Origin of the sequence: Methanofastidiosum sp. (assembly GCA_035362715.1) — an archaeon.
GTDB lineage: Archaea > Methanobacteriota_B > Thermococci > Methanofastidiosales > Methanofastidiosaceae > Methanofastidiosum.
Window position 1 is genome coordinate 71,764 of record DAOSDU010000001.1, and the last position, 19,720, is coordinate 91,483.

At 35.0% G+C, this 19,720-nt stretch carries 28 protein-coding genes; 7 read left to right on the forward strand and 21 right to left on the reverse strand.

Translation table 11 applies throughout. From position 1 onward, the window contains the following. Position 1: 1 nt before the first annotated feature. Entirely contained in the window at positions 2-1,960 is a 1,959-nt protein-coding gene (acs, locus tag PLI06_00365) for an acetate--CoA ligase (GenBank protein ID HOI76051.1), read from the forward strand. On the opposite strand, the gene PLI06_00370 is transcribed toward acs, so the two are convergent. Genes PLI06_00370 through PLI06_00390 form a run of 5 tightly spaced genes read right to left on the reverse strand, consistent with a single transcriptional unit; the run spans position 1,957 to position 5,258 of the window. Next, complete coding sequence (locus tag PLI06_00370) at positions 1,957-2,514, reverse strand: KH domain-containing protein (protein ID HOI76052.1); 558 nt, start codon at positions 2,512-2,514, stop codon at positions 1,957-1,959. The two genes, acs and PLI06_00370, sit on opposite strands and share 4 nt — an antisense overlap. Continuing rightward, entirely contained in the window at positions 2,507-3,280 is a 774-nt protein-coding gene (locus PLI06_00375; protein HOI76053.1) for a serine protein kinase RIO, read from the reverse strand. Before PLI06_00375 ends, PLI06_00370 begins: the two co-directional genes overlap by 8 nt. Before the next feature lie 3 nt (positions 3,281-3,283). Further along, on the reverse strand, positions 3,284-3,625 hold the full coding sequence (gene eif1A / locus PLI06_00380) for a translation initiation factor eIF-1A (protein HOI76054.1): 342 nt from the start codon (positions 3,623-3,625) through the stop codon (positions 3,284-3,286). Beyond that, entirely contained in the window at positions 3,606-4,562 is a 957-nt protein-coding gene (locus PLI06_00385) for a tyrosine--tRNA ligase (protein HOI76055.1), read from the reverse strand. The genes eif1A and PLI06_00385 overlap by 20 nt, the downstream gene beginning before the upstream one ends. A gap of 24 nt (positions 4,563-4,586) precedes the next feature. Beyond that, positions 4,587-5,258, reverse strand: a complete 672-nt coding sequence (locus PLI06_00390) for a glycosyltransferase family 2 protein (GenBank protein ID HOI76056.1) — start codon at positions 5,256-5,258, stop codon at positions 4,587-4,589. A gap of 292 nt (positions 5,259-5,550) precedes the next feature. On the opposite strand from PLI06_00390, the gene PLI06_00395 reads away from it, so the two are divergent. Next, positions 5,551-6,732 (forward strand): MFS transporter, encoded by a 1,182-nt coding sequence (locus PLI06_00395; protein ID HOI76057.1) that lies wholly within the window; start codon positions 5,551-5,553, stop codon positions 6,730-6,732. Here PLI06_00395 and PLI06_00400 read toward each other — a convergent pair. The 3 genes from PLI06_00400 to PLI06_00410 all read right to left on the reverse strand — a co-directional run bounded on the left by PLI06_00400 (position 6,719) and on the right by PLI06_00410 (position 8,756). Then, on the reverse strand, positions 6,719-8,251 hold the full coding sequence (locus PLI06_00400; GenBank protein HOI76058.1) for a serine--tRNA ligase: 1,533 nt from the start codon (positions 8,249-8,251) through the stop codon (positions 6,719-6,721). The genes PLI06_00395 and PLI06_00400 overlap by 14 nt on opposite strands. A gap of 65 nt (positions 8,252-8,316) precedes the next feature. Next, a complete protein-coding gene (locus PLI06_00405; protein ID HOI76059.1) occupies positions 8,317-8,535 on the reverse strand; it encodes a hypothetical protein in 219 nt (72 codons plus the stop codon). Continuing rightward, positions 8,532-8,756, reverse strand: coding sequence for a hypothetical protein (locus PLI06_00410; protein ID HOI76060.1), 225 nt, complete (start codon positions 8,754-8,756; stop codon positions 8,532-8,534). The genes PLI06_00405 and PLI06_00410 overlap by 4 nt, the downstream gene beginning before the upstream one ends. 100 nt (positions 8,757-8,856) lie before the next feature. Here PLI06_00410 and PLI06_00415 point away from each other — a divergent pair, with 100 nt between their 5' ends. The 3 genes from PLI06_00415 to PLI06_00425 are packed head-to-tail and all read left to right on the forward strand — an operon-like array spanning position 8,857 to position 10,848. After that, positions 8,857-9,141 (forward strand): hypothetical protein, encoded by a 285-nt coding sequence (locus PLI06_00415; protein ID HOI76061.1) that lies wholly within the window; start codon positions 8,857-8,859, stop codon positions 9,139-9,141. Between the two features lie 47 nt (positions 9,142-9,188). Beyond that, a complete protein-coding gene (locus PLI06_00420) occupies positions 9,189-9,989 on the forward strand; it encodes a RimK-like ATPgrasp N-terminal domain-containing protein (protein ID HOI76062.1) in 801 nt (266 codons plus the stop codon). Continuing rightward, a complete protein-coding gene (locus tag PLI06_00425) occupies positions 9,964-10,848 on the forward strand; it encodes a RimK family alpha-L-glutamate ligase (GenBank protein HOI76063.1) in 885 nt (294 codons plus the stop codon). The genes PLI06_00420 and PLI06_00425 overlap by 26 nt, the downstream gene beginning before the upstream one ends. Positions 10,849-10,853: 5 nt before the next feature. Here the strand turns inward: PLI06_00425 and PLI06_00430 are convergent, their stop codons facing one another. The 9 genes from PLI06_00430 to PLI06_00470 form a co-directional block, all read right to left on the reverse strand. Continuing rightward, positions 10,854-11,450, reverse strand: coding sequence for a TMEM175 family protein (locus PLI06_00430; protein HOI76064.1), 597 nt, complete (start codon positions 11,448-11,450; stop codon positions 10,854-10,856). Between the two features lie 164 nt (positions 11,451-11,614). Continuing rightward, positions 11,615-12,394, reverse strand: a complete 780-nt coding sequence (locus PLI06_00435) for a proteasome assembly chaperone family protein (protein ID HOI76065.1) — start codon at positions 12,392-12,394, stop codon at positions 11,615-11,617. Continuing rightward, positions 12,391-12,552: an RNA-protein complex protein Nop10 gene (locus tag PLI06_00440; protein ID HOI76066.1), complete on the reverse strand. Its 162-nt coding sequence runs from the start codon at positions 12,550-12,552 to the stop codon at positions 12,391-12,393. Before PLI06_00440 ends, PLI06_00435 begins: the two co-directional genes overlap by 4 nt. Position 12,553: 1 nt before the next feature. Further along, complete coding sequence (locus PLI06_00445) at positions 12,554-13,333, reverse strand: translation initiation factor IF-2 subunit alpha (GenBank protein ID HOI76067.1); 780 nt, start codon at positions 13,331-13,333, stop codon at positions 12,554-12,556. Positions 13,334-13,340: 7 nt separating this feature from the next. Then, on the reverse strand, positions 13,341-13,517 hold the full coding sequence (locus tag PLI06_00450) for a 30S ribosomal protein S27e (protein HOI76068.1): 177 nt from the start codon (positions 13,515-13,517) through the stop codon (positions 13,341-13,343). 1 nt (position 13,518) lies between these two features. After that, complete coding sequence (locus PLI06_00455) at positions 13,519-13,797, reverse strand: 50S ribosomal protein L44e (GenBank protein ID HOI76069.1); 279 nt, start codon at positions 13,795-13,797, stop codon at positions 13,519-13,521. Positions 13,798-13,812: 15 nt separating this feature from the next. Continuing rightward, a complete protein-coding gene (locus PLI06_00460) occupies positions 13,813-14,313 on the reverse strand; it encodes a hypothetical protein (protein HOI76070.1) in 501 nt (166 codons plus the stop codon). Positions 14,314-14,321: 8 nt separating this feature from the next. After that, positions 14,322-15,059, reverse strand: a complete 738-nt coding sequence (pcn, locus tag PLI06_00465) for a proliferating cell nuclear antigen (pcna) (protein HOI76071.1) — start codon at positions 15,057-15,059, stop codon at positions 14,322-14,324. 60 nt (positions 15,060-15,119) lie between these two features. Continuing rightward, positions 15,120-15,431, reverse strand: coding sequence for a hypothetical protein (locus PLI06_00470; protein ID HOI76072.1), 312 nt, complete (start codon positions 15,429-15,431; stop codon positions 15,120-15,122). Positions 15,432-15,490: 59 nt separating this feature from the next. On the opposite strand from PLI06_00470, the gene PLI06_00475 reads away from it, so the two are divergent. After that, positions 15,491-15,985 (forward strand): AAA family ATPase, encoded by a 495-nt coding sequence (locus PLI06_00475; GenBank protein ID HOI76073.1) that lies wholly within the window; start codon positions 15,491-15,493, stop codon positions 15,983-15,985. Here the strand turns inward: PLI06_00475 and PLI06_00480 are convergent. The 4 genes from PLI06_00480 to PLI06_00495 form a co-directional block, all read right to left on the reverse strand. Then, on the reverse strand, positions 15,973-16,377 hold the full coding sequence (locus PLI06_00480) for a nucleotide-binding protein (protein HOI76074.1): 405 nt from the start codon (positions 16,375-16,377) through the stop codon (positions 15,973-15,975). The two genes, PLI06_00475 and PLI06_00480, sit on opposite strands and share 13 nt — an antisense overlap. After that, the gene (locus PLI06_00485; GenBank protein HOI76075.1) at positions 16,344-17,570 is read right to left on the reverse strand and encodes a translation initiation factor IF-2 subunit gamma; all 1,227 of its coding nucleotides are present in this window, start codon (positions 17,568-17,570) and stop codon (positions 16,344-16,346) included. Before PLI06_00485 ends, PLI06_00480 begins: the two co-directional genes overlap by 34 nt. A gap of 27 nt (positions 17,571-17,597) precedes the next feature. Next, positions 17,598-17,999, reverse strand: coding sequence for a 30S ribosomal protein S6e (locus PLI06_00490; protein ID HOI76076.1), 402 nt, complete (start codon positions 17,997-17,999; stop codon positions 17,598-17,600). A 70-nt stretch (positions 18,000-18,069) separates the two neighbouring features. Next, on the reverse strand, positions 18,070-18,720 hold the full coding sequence (locus tag PLI06_00495) for an HAD family hydrolase (GenBank protein ID HOI76077.1): 651 nt from the start codon (positions 18,718-18,720) through the stop codon (positions 18,070-18,072). Between the two features lie 39 nt (positions 18,721-18,759). Here PLI06_00495 and PLI06_00500 point away from each other — a divergent pair, with 39 nt between their 5' ends. Then, positions 18,760-19,701 (forward strand): hypothetical protein, encoded by a 942-nt coding sequence (locus PLI06_00500; GenBank protein HOI76078.1) that lies wholly within the window; start codon positions 18,760-18,762, stop codon positions 19,699-19,701. Positions 19,702-19,720 lie beyond the last annotated feature (19 nt).

The window sequence follows — 19,720 nt, forward strand, 5'->3', positions numbered from 1 at the left end:
TATGGTATCTGTAAAGGGGAAGTCCCTTGAGGGATTATTAACTGAATTTAGAAGATTTTATCCTTCAACAGAATTTAAGGAAAATGCATATATAACAAATAAAGAAATATTTGAAACGTCCGAAAAAGATCCTGAAAAATTTTGGGCAAGTTATGCTTCTGAACTCCACTGGTATAAAAAATGGGACAAAGTGTTGGATTGGAATCCACCCCATTCAAAATGGTTCGTGAATGGAGAGATAAATGTATGTTACAACTGCGTGGATAGGCATATCAAAAATGGTGGTAGAAACAAGGCGGCAATAATATGGGAAGGAGAGCCAGGTGACACTAAAACTCTAACTTACTGGGACCTTTACAGAGAAGTAAATAAATTTTCTAATGTTCTAAAAAAACTTGGAGTTGCAAAAGGCGACAGAGTAGCTATATACATGCCAATGGTTCCTGAAGCTGTAATCGCCATGTTAGCGTGTGCAAGAATTGGCGCAATACATATGGTTGTATTTGGCGGTTTTAGTTCTGAGGCTTTAAGAGACAGAATAAATGATTGCAAAGCAAAATTATTAATTACTGCAGACGGAGGGTATAGGCGAGGTAGTTTAATCCCACTAAAACATGATTCAGATTATGCAGTCAAGGATACTCCATCTATTGAAAATGTATTAATCATAAAGAGAGGAGAATTTCCTCTTAGAATTAAGAAAGGCAGAGATGTCTGGTGGCATGAGCTAGCAGATGAAGTTGATCCTTATTGTGAACCTGAGCCTATGAATTCAGATGACAGTTTGTTTATTTTATATACATCAGGGACAACAGGCAAACCAAAGGGAGTTGTCCATTCTACGGGGGGATATCTGACTGGTGTGTATACTACAAGCAAACTAATATTTGACATGAAGGATCAAGATGTTTTTTGGTGTACCGCAGATATAGGTTGGATAACAGGTCACAGCTACATCGTCTATGGGCCTCTTGCAGTTGGGGCTACTCTTTTCATGTATGAAGGCGCTCCTGATTGGCCAGAAATGGATAGATACTGGAGAATTATAGACAAATACGGAGTTACGATATTTTACACCGCACCTACTGCGATTAGAGCTTTCATGAAAGCTGGAACAGAATTTCTAAAGCCTTTCTCCTTGGAAACATTAAGATTATTGGGAAGTGTTGGAGAACCTATAAATCCAGAAGCATGGATATGGTATTATACCCATATAGGGAAGAAAAGATGTCCTATCGTTGATACTTGGTGGCAAACTGAAACAGGAATGGTAATGATAACAACTCTCCCAGGATACCATACAATGAAACCAGGGCATGCTGGATTTCCTTTTCCAGGAGTTTCTTTGGACATATTAAATGAAGCAGGAAATCCGGTCGAGCCTGACGAGGGAGGATATCTTGTTTTAAAAAATCCTTGGCCCTCGATGTTAAAAGGTATATACGGAGATGAAGAAAAGTATCTTGAAAAATACTGGAGCAAGTGGAACGGAAAGTGCTACTTTACAGGTGATGGTGCAAGACGAGATAGCGAAGGATATCTAATGCTTCTTGGAAGAGTAGATGATGTTCTTTCAATAGCAGGTCACAGAGTAGGGACTATGGAAGTTGAAAGCGCATTGGTATCGCATCCTGCAGTTGCAGAAGCTGCTGTTGTGGGAATTACTCATGAAATAACGGGACAGGCGATAGTGGGATTCATCGTTTTGAGAGATAACATAGACAAGGACTTTGATCTTGAAGATGCCATAAGGGAACATGTTGTAAAAAAAATAGGCCCTATTGCAAGACCAAGGAAAATAATATTTACAAGTGAACTACCAAAGACTAGAAGTGGAAAAATAATGAGAAGACTCCTTAAGGACATTGCAGAAGGTAAAGTTCTTGGCGATACAACAACACTTACAGAACCTGAAGTCATCGATACATTAAAAAAACAATATGAAGTAATTGAAGGTTAAAAATCTAAATTATCTCCAATATCTCTCACTTTATCTTTTTTTCTTTTCTCTAAATACTTGTATACAATTGAATGTGGTTTTCCTTCCAATATCATCTCTAAAGCTTCTTTTGCATCTGCGGCGCCATCATAATCCCCTATGATAGAAACAGTCTTACCATAAACACAGATATCTGTACTTGTAAGGTCTTCAATTGTTTTTCTTGTGCTGCCATCCTTCCCAATGATTCTGCCCCTTTGTCTTTCCCATGCTTTGGAAGATTTACCGAGATAATCTGGAAGGTAAAGCATTTCAAAAATAAAAATATCGCTAAAAATCTTAGAAGCTTTTTCAAAAGGAAATCCCCTTCCTATGGCTCTGACAATGTCTCGCGCCTTCCATAGATTTAAAGGCTCTTCTGCACCGTCTTTTTGAAAAATTCTGACAAGACCTTCTTCACTATCAATTTCAAGTTTTACTGAAAGCCTCTTCTCAATATGCCTCTTAACTTCGCCTTCTTTTCCAATAAGAACGCCTAATCTATCCTGAGGTATCTTTACAAATTCTTCACTCATTTAAAATCCCCTTTAACGTTTCATTCACTTCAGGCACTTCAATATAATTTGAAAAATATCTAGTGATGTTTTCGATATCTCTTTTGAGAAAATCCTGTGCCATAATGCTATCTTTTATAGTTCCCTGTGCAAAATCAATGAAGTAAATCTTTTTACCCATAAGTATATTATACTCACTTAAATCAGCATGAATTAATCCTGCTTTGTACAATTTATCAACATTTTCTATTATAATATTGAAGTCCTTTTCAGGATCTCTTGATTTATTATCTTTTAGAGTAGGATATGCCTTTGTATTCTTGCCTAAAAATTCCATTATCAAAATATTGTTTCGCGTTAGGATTGGTTTAGGAACATTAATGACTTCGCTTGCTATTTTCAAATTCTTAAACTCTCTTTTTGCCCAGGAAAAAACTGTACTTCTCTTGTCTTTTTTTGTATAATAAAATCGCGGATCTCCTACGAGATATTCATACATCTTATTAAAGTTAGAAGTTGCAATACGATAAATTTTAACGGCAATCTCTTTTCCTTCTCCGTCTTTTCCATAAAAGACGTTTGCTTCTTTTCCGGTTGCAATCTCACCATTTAAAGATTCAATATAACCGTTATTCATAAGCTTAAAGAGTGTGAGACGAGTTGATTGGTCAAAAACTTCATCCCTGACTTTAAAGATATCAGAATCTCTATCTACCCTTTCACGCTTTAGATTCTTGATTTCTTCTTTTCTTTCATAAACTTCTATATGATCTTCAATGTCGCCCATAATCTAAAGAGTCATGTAGCCGTTATCAATTAGCCATTTTGTCTGGGCCCTTGAATATCGGTATATGATATTTCCTCTTTCATCACCCTTAAGTTCCCATGGTTCTACTAGGACAACCATGCCCATTTTAATCCATAGTCTTCTCTTAAATTTCCCTGGAACAGAGCAAATCCTCTCTTTTCCATCTGTACATCTAACTTTCATTCTGCCTGCGCCAAGCATCTGATCGACAACGCCCAATACTTCTCCTTTTTGAGGAGTTCTCGTTCTCTGGACCTGTTCCTCATCACCAGTAGTTCTAGGTTGATATTTCAGATAATCCCTCCTATATAGACCGTATCTCACTTATAATTTCAACAAGATAATCAATAACGGATTTTTTCAAATCCATTGGATGGACTTCCTTCGATAAGTAAGCCCTTTCAAGTGAGTCGTATGAATCAAACTCTACATTGCCCCCGTATTTCTCCGATCTTTTAATTTCAAAAGCACCGGTAATCTTTGGAAAGAGTATAAGGCGGGCTATTTGAAGTAGAGGATTCTCCTCCTTTACTCCCATAGGGCAATATGCCTTATTAATTTTTTCCTTAATAGCTTGTTCTTCATCCCTAACTGAAATCATACTTTCAGGCTTTGATGAACTCATTTTGTCACCAGGCCCCGTAAGTGAAGAAATAAGTGGGGTATGTAGACATACAAACGGCTTATAGTCTATTTTTGAAGAAAGTTCTCTGCCGAGCATATGGATCTTCCTCTGCTCAATTCCTCCAATGGCCACATCTACCCCCAAATACTTTATGTCCACAATCTGTAAAAATGGGTATAGAACCTGAGAGACTCTTGCATGCTCAATGTCTCTTGCAATTACCTGCATACTTCTAAGGGCCCTATTAATAGTTGTGTCCAACGAAAGAGCAAATACATCGTCAATATATTCTAATGATCTTTCAAAAGATGATCCCAATACATACTCTGTAGACTTCAATCCAAATGATTTAAAGGTCTCTTCCCATATCGAGGTCTGCTCGTGTATCCATTCCCAGTCACCTTTTCTATTGAGCCACGTGTGCCAATCTGCAAATAAGACTTTTACTTTAAAGCCAGCTTTTTCCATATCTTTCAATTTTGACATTGTCACGAGATGACCAAGATGAACATCACCTGAAGTTTCATAACCACAGTAGCATACAGGCTGATTTTTATTATTCAATAGCTCAAGTAGCTCTTCTTCTGTTACAACTTCTTCAGCATTTCTAGTTATAATCTCTAATCTATTGTCCATGGCGAACACCTATATTATTAGTATTTATTTCTTTCTCATTTCATGAAATTTAAGGTAGAATAACAGATAAATAAATTTTGGAATGTCTAAAGCGGTGAAATGTGATTTTTCATCTCCATAAATTGTTTCAATAGGTACTTCTTCAATTCTCATATGAAACTTTCCTGCGTAAGACAAAACCTCTGTTTCTATATTGTATCTTTCTGATTCTAAATTCATCTTCTCTAAAAACTCTCTCTTGATGGCCCTATATCCTGATTGAGTATCTCCAATATTAATGCCAAAAAATAATCTTATCAATGCAGTCGAAATAAAGTTTGATATCTTCCTAACAAACGGCATGGCTTTTGTATTTCCTAAAAATCTTGAACCTATTGTGATATCGGCCCTATCTTTTTGAATAGGTTCAACAAGTTTATAAATGTCTTCTGGTCTATGTTGAAGATCCGCATCAAGAAAAACAATAATATCTCCTTTTGCTATCGAGGCCCCTGTTCTAATAGCTCTCCCTTTGCCATAATTAACATCATGGACTACAACCCTTGCGCCTGCTTTTTTGGCCATCTCTCCAGTTCTGTCTCTACTTCCATCGTCCACAACTATTTTTTCAAAGATATCTTTTGGTATTCTTTCTACTACCTCACGAATACTTCGCTCTACATTGAATGAAGGGATAACTACTGAAACTCGGCCCATAAAAAAGGAATAAAAAGAAGATTTATAAGCCTTAAGATGATAGAAAATATCTCTTAGAGCATAAAACGAGCTAATTCACAATATTTTAATAAAAAGTTTTATAAAGCAATGAAAAGGCTTTAAGAAAAAGGTGAGTTCATGAAGAGAAGAATCAAAAATCTTTTGAGGAGCGTCAAGAAAAGTGGAGCATACCCTCAGAAGGTTAATTTCAAGAAGAGGAAAAAAGAGAAGTATTATCCAGCGCTCAGAAGCTAAACACAACTTTTTTAATATATTATTTTAATTAATTTATATGATATCTAAAAAAAGAGTCTTATATTTTGCTTCTTTTTGCCATACAATAACACACGCAATGACTTTGACTCTTGCACCACTTTTGCCCTTGATAAGGTCAGAGCTAAATCTTACAAACGCAGAAACTACCTCTTTTGCTTTTATTTCTTTTTTGGCTTTTGGTGCCCTTGCTTTACCATCAGGACTGCTTTCCGATAAGGTAGGCTCTTTAAAAGTTATGAAAATTGGACTAGGTTTATTCTTATTATCAATAGTAGGCATAGTGTTATCAAACGGCCCTCTTGGTCTGTGGTTGTCTTTATTATTGTTGGGCGTTGGGGCAGGAACTTACCATCCTGCAGGACTCTCTCTTGTGTCTAAGCTTTATCCAAAGGATATGGGCAAAGCCATGGGATTTAATGGTTTGTTAGGGAACTTCGGTGAATCCTCATCTCCCATAATAGCTGCCGCAGTTGGAGTATACATTGGATGGAAATATCCTTACCTATTATGGAGTATCCCAATATTAATATTATTGTCTATTAGTTTTTCAATTAAAGATTCTAAGATCAAACGTCATATCCAGGATGAAGAAAATCGTGACTTTAAGTATCTTGAAGAAACAAGGAAATTGATATCAAAAGAATTTGTATTATATATCCTAATCCTACTTTTTAGAGGATTGTTTTACACTGGAACAGTTTTATTATTAACTACTTTTGCAAAAGATGTTTTATCACTTAAAGTTTTAATAGGTGGTTTAATCACAACAATACTGATAGTTTCGGGTATGCCAGGACAAATAATTGGTGGAAAAATATCTGACAAACTTGGTTACAAAAAACCACTTCTTGTTTTCACTGCGATTAGTTCTATTTCAATTGCTCTTATTGCTAATACCACAAGTGCAATTGTATTTTTAATTTTTTCAATTGCTATGGGATTTTCATATTTTGCCGCGCAGCCTGCACAAAATATGCTTACCGCTTCGATGAGCAGTACAAAAATACGAGGTCTGCTTTATGGATTTAGTTCTCTTTGCATATTTGGCTTTGGGTCTTTTGCAGCCTCAGTTGGAGGATATATTGCTGATGTTTTAACGTGGAGGGCTGCTTTCTATATGCTTGCCATATTTGCCTTAATAGATGTTTTTTTAATTAATCTTAAAAGAGAAAAAAAAGAAGATATTAAACAAACTTGATATTTTTTGGGAATTCTCCTAAATATTTTTTGAATTCTTTAGGCCATTTGTCGGAATCAAGCCCCTTTTGAGCCAAGAAAGATACTGTCCACCTTTGAAGACCAATCCCCGAACATCCAGACCACAACTCCTTGTTTTTTGAAGATTTAATAGAGAAAGCTTTAGTATACTTATCCCCAACTATGGAAAGATTCTGGAATTCCAGCCATTCACTCTCTTCTCTATTACCCCTTGAAGGAATCCAGGATTCGTAGTCCACAGTCCCTTTAATTCTCTCAGTTTCTTTTTCAATTCCTGTCTGTCCTGATTGTGCCATATAAAAAGGTGTTACCCAAGCTGTTCTCCATTCAATCTCAAATATTTTATCAAAAACATAAGCATATCTTTCCATCATCTTCTCTTTAAGTTCAATTAACTGATCAGGATATCCTATGAATACAGGTTCTATTCTCCAGAATTCATTTACTCGTTCAATACCTTGTCTCCCACCAGCTTCCCACCTATATGAAGGTCCACTTTTATCATATATTAATACTGGGAATTCTGAATCGTCAATAGTCTTCCCATCAAAAGCCCAGTACATTGGAGGGCACTGAGCATATGTCATTCCACCTATAGGGTCTCTCATTCTTTCTCTTATCTTATCAACATGGGCCTTTTTTGTTATTTTATATAGGTCGATTACTTCTTCCCAGACGGAAACATCCCTAGAGATAGGGGGCGATACATAATAAATTTCTGGTTCACTGCCAGATAAATGGCCAGTCTTTTCCCAAATTTCAAAAGGAACAAGCTTCGGGGCAATTACTTCAATGAAACCTAGCGGCTTTAAAACTTCTTCAACTGCAATCCTTTCCATTGTTCTGAGTAGCGCCGCGATTGGAGCATGATAAAACCATTGGCCTTGACTTGGACCTTGTTTTAGCCACCCTAAAGCCAATAATTCTAGGGTTGGGTCTTTTGTAGTCAAAGGTTCTATGTTATCGCTCTTTGAAATTAATTCCCAGTGCTCACCCTTGCCGCCCCAAAACTGCGCTTCTACTTTTTCATAGAACAAATTAATTATACGGTCAACATGATTTTTGGTAAGGAAATCTTCGTCCAAATCATTTAAAGATAAAATTGCATTGTTTCCTTCTATAGATATTTTATCGACAAAAGGTATCTTAATAGGGTCTTTTGGAATTTTTTCAAGTTCAAGAGTGAGTGTATAACTTTTTCCCACTAGTTTTTTAATCCCAACTTTAAACTCCTTTCCGAGAAGTAAAGACAGAGCATTCTTTAGTCTTATGGCAACTGCATGTGATCTAACATAAGTACCACTTTCAATAGTAATTAAGACTGTGTCATTTGATATATTTGAGTCAATTATTTTTGGAGATTCTGAAAGTTTGTCTTTAGGTACTCCTTTAATCAATAATTCCTTAGTTTCTTCAGCAAGATACTTTTTTACTTTTTGAACTCCGTCTCCTGTTAGTGGTTTGCTCAGGAGGTACTCGGCGTTTAAATGGAGTTTCATTATATCACAGCACCAACTTTATTTAATTATATATAAAAGTATTGACTTTTAAAATATTAAACTATTTATGAAACGTCTCCTCCAGTAAGAAATGGTTCACCTAGGATATCTGTATCTTTTGGCTTTTTCTTCTTCTTATACGAAAAAAATGCCATCAGGAATAATACCCAAGCAAAAGAAGTGTAAATAATCATTGAAGTAAAGTCTCCTCCAAAATAAACTCTTATCCCTTGGATATATATCAATGCCCCAACAACTAGATACGGAATTGTAAGATCCTTCATTTACTCTCCTCTTTTTTCTTCTTAAAAAAGACATACGAAGCCATAAAGAAAAATAATCCAGCTATACCGTTTAAAAGTGCGCCTGCTGAATCTCCAAATGATAGAGATCTAATTCCCACAAGTAAAAATAATACTCCTATAAAAAAAGTTAGAATTCTAAATGTTTTATATGGATCTCTTGGTTTAATTTGTATATTCTTCTTACTTTTTATCGATACCATCAATAAGAATAGCTTAATTTGTTATATAAATGTTATTCGACTTACAGAAATGTCGATAGAAAGATTTAAAAGTAGTTTCCGGTAATCATTATTAGGTACAATGGAAACACCATTACACTACATAAATTTGCTAGACGAGGATAAGAACAGACTTGTTCTTGTCTGGACATTAGCTACCACAGTCATTCTAATCTCATTAGGTTATTTCTTGACAACAATCTCCATAGTATCGAACATTACTTTTTTGTTAGATTTTGAAGTTGCAAAAAACTCTACCATTGCGGTATTGATTTTGACATATCTAGGCATAACTTCTATGGCAGTTTTTTCTCTAAAAGAAAACAACTACCTAAGAAATGCTGCAGGTGAGCTCTACGCAATATGAATATAACACGGAGATGGTGTAGGGGGAAATCCCAGCTGGCTGTTTTTATGGAATCAGAAGATGATGATGCGTCAAATAGTTGTGATGTAAAAACGATTGATAATTTTGTTCTGCCTTTTGTTAATTCTTTAGAGGCAAATTTAGATAGTAGTTCTAAATCCCATAAAAGGGGTGCAGGAATTTTGCATAAAAAGACAAGTCTTTTTGATAAAGATATAACTGAGATGTACTCTGGCAACAATTTATTCGTTTTAAGTAACGAATACCACTATAAAACGGAGTCATATTATAGAATAGTTTTAAGAGAAAATCAGAATGGATACAAGATAACACCAAGTAGTGACGAGGTACTTGATGCCTACGTCGTTCCAATATGCCTAACAAAAGCAGAGATGGTTGGGATACCTGTCTGTGAATGGGGAATATCCGATACATATTGCCCTTTACCTTCGATGATATATGGGATAAACTATTACTCGGATTCTTCAAAATATGAGGTAGTTAATGACTTAGAAACCGCAAAGGAGGCCATAAAAAAGGTAACACATGGTGGGAAATATCCTTTCTGTTTCCAGAGATTACCCGCAAATTTTGAAATAAAAACTTTCTCGACACTCTTTGGAAAGAATACTACAACAGATCCGGAGATTTGTGCTCTTCTGGAAAAAATATACGAAGTATTTGAAATACCAGTAGCCAAAATAATTCTTATATATGACGGAGAAAAATATTATCTTTCTTCAATATCTCCAATGAGGAATTCAGAGATATCTAATGGCGAAAAAGAAGAATTCAAAACTAGGGTCGAAACTGGGATAGAAAATGGGGAAATTAGGAATTTTTGTTGATAGGCAGACTCTAAGTAGTTCAGTGCAACTCATATCTCTAATTAAATTCAGAGAAGAAGCTGAAAAGTTAGGGCATTATGCCTATTTTATCTTCCCAACAGAGATAAAAAAAATATCTGGACTTGATGCCCTTTTTATTAGAGCCAGAACTGATTCAATGAATATTAGTTATGTTGCTGCAAGAATTGCAGAATTAAAAGGAATTCCTGTAATAGATGACCCTAACTCCATAAGGATATGTTCTGATAAGGTCAACATGTACCTTCACCTTATGAAGAAAGATGTTCCTATGCCGAGAACTGTTTTCATGAAGAAGGGAGAAGTTACTTTAGAAAATCTAGAAGAAGTTTTCAAAATGTTTAATCCGCCCATAATTCTAAAAGAACCGTCAACATCTTTTTCGGCAAGAGTGGAAAGAGTCTACACAAAAGAAGAGTTCATAAAAGTTTCAAGAAGATTCATAAAATTATCTGACTGGGTGGTAGTCCAAGAATTTGTCGATAGCAAATTTGATTGGAGAATAGGAGTCCTTAACGGGGAGTTATTGTATGCATGCAAGTACATAATTCCAAATGAAACTTTTAAAATACAGGCTTCGGTAAATGGTCATTTAGTCTACTGCGATGTTGTAAGTGTTCCAAAAGAGGAGGTACCACAGGAAATTATCGACCTTGGTATAAGAGCAGGCAATTCTATCGGAAATGGCCTTTATGGAGTTGACATAAAAGAAAGTAATGGATCCCTATATGTAATTGAAGTAAATGATAATCCTTCTCTAGACGGCGGTGAAGATAGACAGTATCCCGATATCTATGAAAGAATAATCAATCATTTAATGCAAGAGAAAAAAGTAAATTAATATATTTAGTATCTTTTCACGAGCAAGGACCCGGGAAAAATTAAAAAATAGGAAAGATTACTTATTGAAGGTGAAAAGAACGAAATAATCAAAGCAAATAAGCAAACCACAACCATCACGATAAGTATATTTCTATTTAGCATCACAGTCTTTTTTTCTAAACTTTCATCAATCAGATTTTTTTTAGATGCATATGTCCATAGTATAAATAATAGAGAGGACAATATCAAAAAGTTTAGATGAAATACAAGGACGGCCGTATGAAACATTGGGTAATCTCCATTTAAAGAAGTTGAAAAAGGCATCAATCCTATGAACATCAACCAAAATAAATTAATCCATATAAACGTATTATCTAATTTTTTTACATATCGGAATCGACTATGATAAATACACCAAAATAAACCAATTAATGCAAAAGCCACAAAATAAATAAGTATTTGAGGTATTAATTTTTCTATCGCCTTTAATATAACAATATCATCTTTTATATCAAGACCTTGTGGAAAGTTAATTGTCAATACTAGAAGAGTCATGCTAACTGCAAAAATTCCATCGACTAAAGATTCCATTCGATTTCTATCTAAAAAGGCTTGTGGCATATTTTCACCAATTACGAATAATTTAAGAAGGTCCGTTTTTATTGTTTACCCTATAAATAATAATGTTCATGGTATAACTATATTGAAAATTGTATTATTAGCCTTATTTAGCTAAAAATAGAATAATTATTAATTATAAAAGGAGTAATTAAATAAAAATATAATTACCTTATGTATCCTGTTTCTTCGTTTCCTGAAGGCAATGGTTGGTATTCGGTCATGTTCTTCTGCATTTCTTGTATCTTTGAAAGTGCTTTTTCTGTTTCTTCAGCCCTCTTGTCCAGTTCTTCCATGCTAATCTCAAGTTCTAATATATCAACTAATACTTGTAGAACTGCCTTTGAAGCTTTAGCATCAATTATATAGCCGGGAGATTCTCCCAAAAGGCATAAGCCGTTCATGTTTCTAAGTTTTCCCATTGCAATAAGAAGCCCTGATGCACCAACAATTGCAGACCCGGGATCCTCTCTAAAAACAATGTTTTTGTCTTTATATTTTTCAACTGTTTCAACATCGGATGCTGCGCCCAATACTTTTGGCTCTTTTACAGGGTATCCTCCTGTGGAATATCCACCTAATGTAAACATTTCTTTGATGCCAAACTTTTCAACAAAGTCCAGTATTTTAGTGGATATTTCATAATGACCATAAGCATCTGTGGGCGGTGGCTGAGTATCTCCAGATAAGAATAATATATCTCTTTTTCCACCGGTGTAGTAATAGAATTCATTCTTCATTAATCTCATAGTTGAGTCTTTTTCAACTAGTGCTTGATGGGGAAATCTTGGAGAATATAATTCAGCAAATTTAACGGCTTTTAATTCTTGAATAAGATGATCAGCAGCTAATTTTCCTACAAGTCCTATCCCTGGAAGACCTTCCACAAATATTGGATTTTCAAGTTTTATATCTTTAATTTCTTCAATAATATAAGTTTCTTTCATAACACTCCACTCTCTTTTTTGATTAATCTCCTATATTTACCGTACTTGTCCTCAGGTGAAAATTTTGGAGGGTGAGGATTTACGGCAGGAGTATTACATAAAGGACACAAATCCTTTAAGGTATACTTATTGCATTTAGGGCAAATTTTCATCTTCATATTATGATCTCTTAAAGGACCCTTTACCCTCATTACTCTGAACATGAGAAATTGCCATTTCTGCAATATCTCTCAAAACAGATTCTGCTGCTTTATAATCTTCAGCGACTATATGAATAGAATATTTTGGGGACCCTTCATTCCTTATTTCTACATCTTCTACTTTGTCTTTGTATTTTTCCCTTGCATTGACTAAAGCATCCTTTACTATATTTACTCCATCTCCGGAAAAACATTCAAGGACTATGTGGCCTGTAATGGAAACTAATGGGTTTTCAACATTAGTTTTTATGATTTCATAAAGCCCATCAACGTATTTCTCGTCTATTAATCCCTCTAAAACACTCTTGCCTTTTGTTGAAGTCTCTTCAAAAGCGGCGTATAAATCGCCATATTTATTAACAATGGGCACCCCGATATTATGGATAATACTTTTGTAATCTTCTCCAATGTTTGTAGCGTATAGCTCCAATAGTTTTTCGCCTTTTTTCTCTCTCTTGAATTCTTGAACTTTTGTTTTCTTCTGTTGGCTTGTAACTCTTCTAAGGGATAAGTCTATGTGATTTTTAGATGCATCGACTTTTAGAACCTTGCATACTATTTTTTGACCTTCCCTCACATGGTTTCTAATATTTTTAACCCAACTGGAGGAGATTTCCTTTATATGTATCATGCCCTCCTTGTCATATTCGTCAAGGATAACGAACGCACCGTAAGGAAATACTTCCTTGACGGAACACATGACAAGATCCCCTTCTTCGGGGTAATCCCTTTCAAGCATTGAATAATCACTCCAATACTTCTAGTATTTCGGCATTAATCTTGCCTACTCCACCTTTTGACTCAACAAGGGATTTTCCACAAGTAAGGCATTTTACGGTGATAGCAGGTCTGTTAAACACTATCTGTTCACTTGAACAGTCAGTGCATTTTACTCTCAAAAACTTTGAAACAAGTTTTTTCATATTATGCCTCCACGAACTCTAACTTTTTAACTCTGAAGCCTTTTCTTGTAGTGGCTTTTTTACATAATTCGCATCTATATCTTAAATCAAGTTTGCTTACAGATTTTCCACCACTAACTGAAGATCTTGGGAAACCTCTGTAACCTTTAATTTTTCTTTTATACCTTCTCTGACCTGCACTAAGTTCTCCTCTTTTTCTTTTCTTTACAGTCTCAACCTTATGTGACGTATGCTTTTTACAGGTCGGGCAATAGGTATTCATTTTTTTTGGCATTTTCATAAGAATCACTCATGACTAGCTCTCAGCAACTTTCTCTCTTATAAGTATCTCTGCATTTCTCAAGGGGATTGAAATTATTTCCCCTTTCTTATATGGTCCATAGGCCCTCATATCCTCTCCTATGAACTCTGGTACATCTTGTGAGAGCTTTACCTCCTTAAAAACCTTTTCCCTTCTTTCTTTACGGGAAATATCCACATTAAGAATATTGCTCTTATATTCATTAAGAAGAACTTGGATTGTCTCAGAAATTCTAATTTCTAGCTCGTTATCTAATCCTACATCTTCAAGGGATTTCTCAACTATGGATCTAAATCTTTTCCTACAAAAAGTTTCAAATTGTATTTTTGTATATTCACTTTTAGATTTATTTATTTTCCCTTCAAGTGAATCTTCATCATAAGATTTACTTAACAAATCAATAATATCTTTGTTATCTTCAGCATTAGAGCCAAGAATACCATTTTTTATGTATTCTTTTCTAAAGATATTTATAGGGTCGTCATTTTTTCCCATATTACTTCTCATCTTTCGACTCTTGGGGCAAGAATGAATACAAACGAAGCACCTTCGATTTCAAATTCAATCTTTACGGGCATATCGCTTCCTATTTCGATTGACATTTCGCCAGGTATTGACTTTGACATGTCTGTTAAGTAGCTCAAATTAAATGTTGAAGAAGCTCCTGCAGATACAATGATCTCATAAAGATCAGGATCACCTTTTTCAAGTTTTACTTCAATGTCCCCTGTGTCTCCTTCAGCATTCATATAAAATGCATCGTCTGCTTTTAGGGAAACGTGATCTGACACAATATTTGCATCTTTTAGACCTTCTCTAAAAGCTTGAGAACTCAGCCTTACCTTTGAAGTGGTATTTAAAGCGGGCATCTTGAGATTCGATTGTTCGGTGACATCAATAAGCTGACACCCGAATCTCCTAGTTGATGTTCCTTTTAACACCATAAGTATCTTGTTTTTTTCTTCATCAAGTTTTAGAACAAGGATATCATCGCTTCGGCTTCTGTTTATGAATTTTGACATATCTTCAATATCAATGCCTATGATAGACTCTTTATCAGTTTTATACTCTGCAAACACTTCCTTGTTCATTTTAAAATCGATCATGCTTACATGAGATGGATCCATAGCCCTTAACTCAATACCTTCGGCAGTAATCTTCAAAGGAACTTCCTCCACGAGACTACCGATGGCAGTGACACATTTTTTCCATGTTTCTGCACTCAAAACAGCTTCAAACATTATCTCACCTTATAACCTATATGCAATAGTTATTATTATTTATATAAATTTATTGGAGTATTATTTATAATATAGACTTTTTATTTTGTCAAAACTTTCCCTGTAGAGCTTTATATCAAGCCCAGACATATCTTGAATTAATTCTCCTTTTAAAGAGCCTGAGATGACAGCACCGAAAACTCTAACGATGTCGCCTTCTTTGAAATTAATATCTTCGCCAAAAACGACTTCAATTTGCCCCGTGCCATCGTCCAAAAGGATATCATTTCCCTCTTTTTTGATTATGGCCCCTACAACACTAACATATTTTTCATTTGGTATTTCTCTTATTTTTACCTTCTTAAAAGGCGGCTTTGTAAATCTATCTGGCAAATTATCCCTCAGTCTATATTTTGAGTAATATATTTAAAACTTACCTTAGAAAATAGTTCATGCTCATTGTGGTAACTGGCCTTCCAGGCACAGGAAAGACGACAATTGCTGAAGCACTTGCAAAAGAAACAGATGCTGTTGTTTTTTCAACCGACAAGATTAGAAAAATGATTTTTGAAAAGCCAGTGTATAATGAAGAAGATAAAAGAATTGTATATAATGAACTATTTTTACAAACTGGGAAATATTTGGCTATGGATAAAAATGTCATTCTTGATGGAACTTTTTATACAAAAGGATTAAGGCAAAGGGCAAGAGAGGTTGGAAAATCATTTTGTGAAGAGATCTACTTTATTTATTGTGAGACGCCTGAAGAACTTCTTAAGAAAAGAATAGATAAAAGGAAGGATAAGTTCAGTGATGCAGATTATAGCGTATATCTCAAAATGAAAAAAATATTTGAAGAATTTGAAGAAGATGTGATAATTATAGACACATCTAATCCAGTTAATACCAACATAGACATTATCAAAAGAAGAATTCACTCAATGTAGCCTTCAAGCCCAAGTCTTGTTCCATTTTTTACAAAAACGACTGGAACTTGAATCTTTCTTAAATCTGACTTTAATTTTACGTCGTTTGTTGCTACAATGCATTTGTTTGTTTTGGCATATTCTAGAATTGATCTATCGACAGGACCTTCCAACTCAATTTTTTCATAACGTTCGGAAATAATTAATGCAATTTCTTTAGCGTTTTTATCGGAACCAGTAAGTTCTATCTTTTTTAATTCAGAAATAACATTTGTTGGTATTACTATATTACATTTTTTTTCTATGACATCTTCGATTGATTCGATCCTAAGATTAAATCTACCTGGAAGAAGAAGAAAATTTGTATCTAGAATTACAACTATTTTATTATTCCGTAGCCTATTAGTCTCCATCTGGCACCGACCCTTCTACTTATGGCTACCCTTTCACCAACTAAAGAACAAACTGGAAGTTTTAATATCAATTCTGTGACTTTACCGACCTTTGTAGTTGTACCTATTGTTTTAGCTGTTCCGACATTTAACAATAGCATTTCTTTAGGCCTTATAGGGTCAACTTCAATTTCATCCTCTGTACCAACAACTCTTTCAAGGAGATTTATTTCAAGAGTTAAATTTTCCCAAACTTTTGGTAACTCTCCAGGATGTCCTAATATACTGCCTGCCAAAGTATCTGACTTTGTAACTGCAGGATCTAGGAGAGTTCCAACTCCAAGAAGCCCACCAGGCAAAGCCTCTTCAACTGATTCATTGCTAACATTTAAGCTGGACACTTCAGTTAATATTGGCTTGAAGACTTTCTTATTCTGTTCAACTTTTTCAAAGCCGGGCCTTATTTCTATTTTATCCCCAACTTTTAGTTTCCCTTGAATAAGTGATCCCCCTAAGATTCCACCTTTTAGGTCCTCTGGGAATGTGCCAGGCCTGTTTGTATCAAAAGACCTTGCAATGTACATTATTGGTGGTTTATTTGAATCTCTTTTTGGAGTTTTTATTACATCTTCAATTGATTTTATCAAGTAGTCAATATTGACCCTGTGTTGAGCAGAGATAGGAATAATTGGAGCATTTTCAGCTACAGTTCCTTTAATAAAATTTTTTATCTGATTATAATTTTCAATTGCTTTTTCTTTAGAAACAAGCTCTATTTTATTCTGTGCAATAACAATATTCTTAATCCCTACAATATTTAAGGCCATTAGATGCTCTCTTGTCTGTGGTTGCGGACATTTCTCATTGGCTGCAATCACCAATATGGCCCCATCCATGATTGCGGCACCTGAAAGCATTGTTGCCATTAAGGTTTCATGACCCGGTGCATCGACAAAGGAGACTTTCCTTAGAACTTTAGATTCTCCACCGCATTTAGGGCAAGTTTTTTCAGTAGTATAGGCCTCTACTCCTTCGCATGCTTCACATTTTCTGAACTCTATATCTGCATACCCTAGTCTTATTGTAATACCTCTTCTAAGCTCTTCGCTGTGTTTGTCTGTCCAGACTCCAGATAGAGCTCGTGTCAAAGTAGTTTTACCATGATCGACATGCCCTACAAGACCTATATTTACTTCAGCTTGTCCCAACTTTATATCTCCTTATCATAAATTATTATGCACTTAAGATTTTGATTCTTCTGGTGCTTCTTCTGCTTTCTTTTCTTCAGGATTTTCGTATTTTTCAGGCTTCATTACTTTGGTGTTAATTTGGACAGTGTCTTCGTTTATGGTGTTTCCTCTAACTCTCTTTTTCCTTCTCTCGCCCTGTTCTACTGGTCTAAAGCCAACACTCTTGGAAAGCAAAAGTTTTACTCTTCTGTTACCGTCAAGGTCTTGCCTCATTGGGAACCCGTCTTTATCGGATCCACCTGTAATCTTCAATACATGGCCAGAAAGTCCTATCGTCTCACCATTAAACTCTTCGCCAATTTTTAAACCAAAGAGGGGTTCTGCCTGTTTGTCCTTTACTTCTTTCTGTATAGTTTTACCATCTTGGTAAGAAACAATAATTTTGTATTCCATTGTGACCCTCCTTTCTTTGGATATATACGAAACGATTAAATTGTTGTTTAAAAACTTTATTGTCTATATCCTATAAAAATGAAATAATTTCCTCTAGCGAAGAGACTATAAGGTCTGCTTCGTTTAGAAGCTCTTCTGAAGATACACCCGACAATATTCCTATGGTGAAGCACCCGGCTCTTTTTCCAGATGAGATATCATACCTATGGTCTCCAATGACAACTGTATCTTCTGCCTTTTTTTCTAGAAGTTTGATGGCAACTTCTACATGCTCAGGGTCAGGTTTTACTTTTGCAACGTCTTCTCTTGTAACAATAACATCCATATATTTCATTAATCCAGAAACTTCTAGAGTCTTCATAGAGGCGGCTTTACTATTTCGGGTAATAATGCCAATGCTCTTTCCTTTTGATTTTAAGATATTTAATAAGTCTATAGAATCAGGAAAAACTTCAGCTTTTTCTGATGCTTCAAGTTCATGCTGGACTATAATATTCTCAATCCCCTTTACAAATACATTATATTCTTCTTCCTCTGTAAATACGGACCTTAATTCTTTTAATGTCTCAATTAAAGACCCCCTAATCTCTAGATATATCCCATTATCCTCTAGAATCTTTCTAGTGACTCTCTTAAGATACTCAAAGTCAAGCTTAAATTTTACTAAAGTTCCGTCCATGTCAAATAGAAAAAGATTGTAACGAGAGAGCTGTTTCTCCATAATAACAATATTTAAGAACGCGTATATAACAGTTATTTCATGAACAGTATATTGCTTCCGATTATTTCATTCATAACTACACTTATCATTACCCCAATCATCGGCAAAATCAATAAAAAGCACGGTTTATTTGGTATTGACCTCCATAAGATAGAAAGATTCGAGATCCCTGAAGCCGGAGGTGTAGCTCTGTTCCTAGGAACAATCCCTTTTTTTATTCTCTATTACTTATTATCAAGTGATGCATTAATATTGATGTTCGTCTTTCCTGTTGCAATTATAGGTATAGTTGGCCTGGTAGATGATCTATACAATATACCTCAATTGCTCAAAACAATAGCATGCCTTTTAGGAGGTATACCATTATTATTTTTTGTCAACGATACTACATTAAACCTAATTTTATTCAAGATTCATATTGGTCTACTCTATTATCTTATAGTTCCTATAGGCCTCACCGCTGCTTCGAATCTAACAAATCTTCTTGCAGGGTTTAACGGTGAGGAGATCGGATTGGGATTTATATCGACTCTTTCACTTTCAATTTGCATATTTCTTTTAGGGGACCTCAAAACATCAATTTATCTCCTAACTTTTGCCTTATCTTTCCTTGCTTTTTTAATTTACAATAAATACCCAGCAAAAATATTCCCAGGCGATACAGGAACATTGATAGTTGGTGCAATAATAGCATCATTTTCTATAATAAAGCAGATAGAGATAATTGGAGTAATCCTTTTGCTGCCTCAAATAATGGAGTTTTTATTCAAATCAATGAGAAGATTTAGCGGAAAAAAATATGGTCCAACTAAAGTTGACAGCCAAGGGTTATTGCACCCCCAAAAGTATCTCTCAGTGGCTAATTTGCTTACTTCCCATTTTAAACTCAATGAAAGAAGCTTAGTCCTTGTAATTTGGTTTATTGGAGCTGTTTTTGGGTTAATGTCTATAATTATAACCTATTTAGCCGTAGTAAATTAAATATTCTAAAGATAAATGT

What these genes read in the sequence shown, in the direction of transcription:
- PLI06_00405 (HOI76059.1), bottom strand. Translation starts at nt 8,535, where the DNA reads ATGAAGGATCTTACAATTCCGTATCTAGTTGTTGGGGCATTGATATAT.
- PLI06_00415 (HOI76061.1), top strand. Translation starts at nt 8,857, where the DNA reads ATGGAAACACCATTACACTACATAAATTTGCTAGACGAGGATAAGAAC.
- PLI06_00440 (HOI76066.1), bottom strand. Translation starts at nt 12,552, where the DNA reads ATGAAGATGAAAATTTGCCCTAAATGCAATAAGTATACCTTAAAGGAT.
- PLI06_00420 (HOI76062.1), top strand. Translation starts at nt 9,189, where the DNA reads ATGGAATCAGAAGATGATGATGCGTCAAATAGTTGTGATGTAAAAACG.
- PLI06_00450 (HOI76068.1), bottom strand. Translation starts at nt 13,517, where the DNA reads ATGAAAAAACTTGTTTCAAAGTTTTTGAGAGTAAAATGCACTGACTGT.
- PLI06_00425 (HOI76063.1), top strand. Translation starts at nt 9,964, where the DNA reads ATGGGGAAATTAGGAATTTTTGTTGATAGGCAGACTCTAAGTAGTTCA.
- PLI06_00400 (HOI76058.1), bottom strand. Translation starts at nt 8,251, where the DNA reads ATGAAACTCCATTTAAACGCCGAGTACCTCCTGAGCAAACCACTAACA.
- PLI06_00500 (HOI76078.1), top strand. Translation starts at nt 18,760, where the DNA reads ATGAACAGTATATTGCTTCCGATTATTTCATTCATAACTACACTTATC.
- PLI06_00475 (HOI76073.1), top strand. Translation starts at nt 15,491, where the DNA reads ATGCTCATTGTGGTAACTGGCCTTCCAGGCACAGGAAAGACGACAATT.
- PLI06_00480 (HOI76074.1), bottom strand. Translation starts at nt 16,377, where the DNA reads ATGGAGACTAATAGGCTACGGAATAATAAAATAGTTGTAATTCTAGAT.
- PLI06_00410 (HOI76060.1), bottom strand. Translation starts at nt 8,756, where the DNA reads ATGGTATCGATAAAAAGTAAGAAGAATATACAAATTAAACCAAGAGAT.
- PLI06_00395 (HOI76057.1), top strand. Translation starts at nt 5,551, where the DNA reads ATGATATCTAAAAAAAGAGTCTTATATTTTGCTTCTTTTTGCCATACA.
- PLI06_00490 (HOI76076.1), bottom strand. Translation starts at nt 17,999, where the DNA reads ATGGAATACAAAATTATTGTTTCTTACCAAGATGGTAAAACTATACAG.
- PLI06_00390 (HOI76056.1), bottom strand. Translation starts at nt 5,258, where the DNA reads ATGGGCCGAGTTTCAGTAGTTATCCCTTCATTCAATGTAGAGCGAAGT.
- pcn (HOI76071.1), bottom strand. Translation starts at nt 15,059, where the DNA reads ATGTTTGAAGCTGTTTTGAGTGCAGAAACATGGAAAAAATGTGTCACT.
- PLI06_00430 (HOI76064.1), bottom strand. Translation starts at nt 11,450, where the DNA reads ATGCCACAAGCCTTTTTAGATAGAAATCGAATGGAATCTTTAGTCGAT.
- acs (HOI76051.1), top strand. Translation starts at nt 2, where the DNA reads ATGGTATCTGTAAAGGGGAAGTCCCTTGAGGGATTATTAACTGAATTT.
- PLI06_00455 (HOI76069.1), bottom strand. Translation starts at nt 13,797, where the DNA reads ATGAAAATGCCAAAAAAAATGAATACCTATTGCCCGACCTGTAAAAAG.
- PLI06_00445 (HOI76067.1), bottom strand. Translation starts at nt 13,333, where the DNA reads ATGCTTGAAAGGGATTACCCCGAAGAAGGGGATCTTGTCATGTGTTCC.
- PLI06_00370 (HOI76052.1), bottom strand. Translation starts at nt 2,514, where the DNA reads ATGAGTGAAGAATTTGTAAAGATACCTCAGGATAGATTAGGCGTTCTT.
- PLI06_00435 (HOI76065.1), bottom strand. Translation starts at nt 12,394, where the DNA reads ATGAAAGAAACTTATATTATTGAAGAAATTAAAGATATAAAACTTGAA.
- PLI06_00375 (HOI76053.1), bottom strand. Translation starts at nt 3,280, where the DNA reads ATGGGCGACATTGAAGATCATATAGAAGTTTATGAAAGAAAAGAAGAA.
- PLI06_00495 (HOI76077.1), bottom strand. Translation starts at nt 18,720, where the DNA reads ATGGAGAAACAGCTCTCTCGTTACAATCTTTTTCTATTTGACATGGAC.
- PLI06_00385 (HOI76055.1), bottom strand. Translation starts at nt 4,562, where the DNA reads ATGGACAATAGATTAGAGATTATAACTAGAAATGCTGAAGAAGTTGTA.
- PLI06_00460 (HOI76070.1), bottom strand. Translation starts at nt 14,313, where the DNA reads ATGGGAAAAAATGACGACCCTATAAATATCTTTAGAAAAGAATACATA.